2 protein-coding genes and 1 pseudogene are annotated in these 3,351 nt (G+C 40.4%); 2 read left to right on the forward strand and 1 reads right to left on the reverse strand.

What is annotated here, in order from left to right; all coding sequences use genetic code 11:
* Positions 1 to 90: 90 nt before the first annotated feature.
* Both Q0F58_RS18325 and Q0F58_RS18330 read left to right on the forward strand, forming a co-directional pair.
* Positions 91 to 1,098, forward strand: coding sequence for a glycosyltransferase family 2 protein (locus Q0F58_RS18325; RefSeq protein WP_294379332.1), 1,008 nt, complete (start codon positions 91 to 93; stop codon positions 1,096 to 1,098).
* Positions 1,085 to 2,749: a hypothetical protein gene (locus Q0F58_RS18330; protein ID WP_294379333.1), complete on the forward strand. Its 1,665-nt coding sequence runs from the start codon at positions 1,085 to 1,087 to the stop codon at positions 2,747 to 2,749. Before Q0F58_RS18325 ends, Q0F58_RS18330 begins: the two co-directional genes overlap by 14 nt.
* Before the next feature lie 386 nt (positions 2,750 to 3,135).
* Here the strand turns inward: Q0F58_RS18330 and Q0F58_RS18335 are convergent.
* A pseudogene (locus Q0F58_RS18335) lies at positions 3,136 to 3,351 on the reverse strand (transcriptional regulator); the annotation flags it as partial.

Here is a 3,351-nt window from a genome sequence, read left to right on the forward strand (position 1 = left end):
AGTGAGACCTGGGCGCAGGAGACGATAGAGGATCTTGATGATTTTATTGAGTCTCAGGGGATTTATATCCGGCAGTAAAGAGAAATGTGAATGCTTAGGGTGGAGGAAAAGAGAACTTTGCGACAAAAACCAATATTGTATATTGTGATTCCATGTTACAATGAGGAGGAAACGCTTCCTGTAACAGGACCTCTGTTTTTGCAGAAATTACAATTATTAATTGAAAAAAACAAGATTTCAGAAAAAAGCAGGATCATGTTTGTGGATGATGGAAGTAATGATCGAACTTGGCCGATTATCAGTGGTTTTGCCCAAAATGATGAGCATTACATTGGCATTGCACAAAGCAGAAACAGAGGGCACCAGAATGCTGTGCTTGCAGGATTGATGGAGGCAAAAGAAAAATGTGATGTTACGATCTCCATCGATTGTGACGGACAGGATGATATTAACGCAATGGATGACATGCTGGAGCAGTATGTAAACGGATATGAGATTGTGTATGGTGTTCGAAGTAGCAGACAGACAGATACCTTTTTTAAGCGAGTGACAGCAGAGGCCTTTTATCGCCTACTGTGGAAAATGGGGGTAGAGGTTGTCTTTAATCATGCAGATTATCGGCTAATTTCTTCACGTGTGCTGAATGAGCTGGCGAAGTATAAAGAGGTAAATATTTACCTGCGGGGATTAGTTCCATTGGTAGGTTTTCCGAGTACGAGTGTCTATTATGAGAGACATGAGAGAATGGCAGGGAAAAGTCACTATCCACTTGGTAAAATGCTGGAACTTGCGATTAATGGAATTACAAGTTTGAGCATTAAACCTGTTCGAATTATTTCATCTGTTGGAATCGGAGTTTCATTTTTTAGTTTTTTATCAATCATTTGGATTGTGATTCAATTTTTCTGCGGTAATACAGTACAGGGCTGGGCAAGTATCTGTGCATTTATTTGCTTTACAAGCGGTTTGCAGCTGATTTGTATTGGCGTACTTGGAGAATATGTCGGAAAGATTTATCTGGAAACGAAAGAACGCCCAAGATATATTATCAGTAGAAGAACGTGGGAAGAGGAGTGGAATAAACATGCAGAAGATTGAAAAATGGAAACAAAAAGTTTGGTTTTCCATTCTACTGAATATTGCTATTTTGATAGGGCTGGTGTTTATTTTTCGACCGGGGTATGAGACAAATGATGATATTGGCATTCAGAATATTGTGAGTGGCGTAAAGGGGAACTGGGATGCACATCTCGTCTATATAAATTACCTGCTGGGGTTGCTGATTGCTTTTAGCTATAAGATATGTCCGGTTTCTGTTTCAATGTATGCAATAATGCAATATTTTGTACTGTTTCTGGCGTTTACAGCTATCAGTTACGTTCTGTTTCAAAAAATTAAGAGTAGTTCTGCATTTTGGATCATACTTGTGTTACTTATTCCGTTTTCTTATGAAGGATATATTAAGATTCAATATACGAAAACAGCAGGAATCGTATCTGCTGCAGGACTTTTTTTATTGTGCTATGCGCTGACTATAGATAAGTATGTAAAAAGAACAGTTGCCTGTGCATTGGTGCTTTGTGCAGTTGGCTTTATGTATCGGGATATGCAGTTTTTGGTAGAAGGCGCGTTGCTGTCAGCAATGTTGATACCGATCCTTTGGGAACAGTTCCAGAATCCGAGAAAGGGATTCTGGAAGCGGGGCATTATTCTCGGGGGTGGGCTTTTTTTAATACTTACTGGTCTGTATTTGGTCAATGAAAGGGCGTATCGTTCAGCAGAATGGAAGGAATATCAGGAATTTAATGAACTTCGGACGGAATTATATGACTATGGTTTCCCGGATTATACCATGAATCAGGAAGCGTATGAAGAATTAGGGATTGACAAAAATGCATATCAGCTCTATCGAGGATGGAATTTTGAGGATACAGATAAATTTACAGTGGATGTTATGCGTCAACTTGTAGCATTGAAAGAGAAAAAGGCAATCAATCGGTCATTCTTGCAGGAATTTTTTGATACGTTTCCGATACAGTTTTTTACAATCGCAAGTTTCAATATTTTTCTGGTACTTTTTGTGATCAGTTTATTGTGGGGGGATCGTAGCTGTAAAACGGTAATCAAATTGGTTTATGAAACAGTGGTAATCATGTTTTTGTATTTCTATTTATATTATCGAGGAAGATATCTATACAACCGGGTGGACGTTGGCATTTGGCTGTCGGTATCTTTGACTGTTTTATGGGGGCTACAGGGTAATAAGCTATATTTTTCTAATCGCTCCGGAGTTATGCTACTTGCGGCTGTGTTATGTGTTTCACAGGGTACTTGGAATAAGCGGGGAAGATGGAATTCAGAAGAGAAAACAGAGAAAATGATGCAGACCCGTGCTGCAATCGAGCAGATTCATAATGATCCAGGACATTTGTATCTGACCAAGGTAGGATTGCTTTCCTTTTTTGATGCGTATGGCGTATTTGACCAGATTCCAGTTGGAATGTCGGCAAATATCTATGCGTTAGGTGGCTGGACAGCGAACCTTCCGATTTATTTTGAACAGCTGGATGCTTATGAGATTCAGAACCCATATAAGGATATGATCGGAAATGAAAAGATTTATCTTGTGGATAATGAAATTGGAAAAACGATGGAGTATATTCATACTTATTATGATGCAGGTGCAAAAGAAGAATTGGTCACATCCATCGGAAAATTAAAAGTATATCAGATTCAAGCTGGCTCATGAATAGAGGAAAGCCAAAAAATAAAAAAGGATTGATCCGTTAGAGAAGGATCAATCCTTTTTTATCGTGCGCCTGACGGGTAACATCGAAGCATTGAATGGATGGCTGTATCGAAGGATACAAATGTGTATCTGGAAACAATGGAAACTGCCAAAGCCCCGGAAACGGAAGCTGATAGGGCTGGGAATGCCGGAATGGGTAGCCTGTGAAGGAGCCTATAGCCGAAAAGCTTACTGGAGAATGGCAAATGTAGGTGCGGTCAAAAGAGCATTAACAAAAGACTGATAAGCAGGGGCTTTTATGATTTAACCACAGCCTATCAGTCCATGCACGTCAACTATTGAAACCACCGTGTAACGGTACACACAGTGGTGTGAGAGGACGGTGGTTAGTCACCGCCTCCTACGCGATTGTCAGGATTCTTTGACAGGCGCTTGATGATTTCGATGAGCAGATATAGATCGGAGGTGCTAAGGGACTTCAGGGCATCTGTTACCTGTTCCAGCAAGACCGGATTTTCCGTGCCCGTATCAAAAAATTCCCGCGGCGTTACGCCGAGATATTCGCAGATATACAGAAATTCAGACATAGATGGCATGGCACG

Origin of the sequence: uncultured Clostridium sp., assembly GCF_934754915.1 — a bacterium.
Lineage (GTDB): Bacteria > Bacillota > Clostridia > Clostridiales > Clostridiaceae > Clostridium.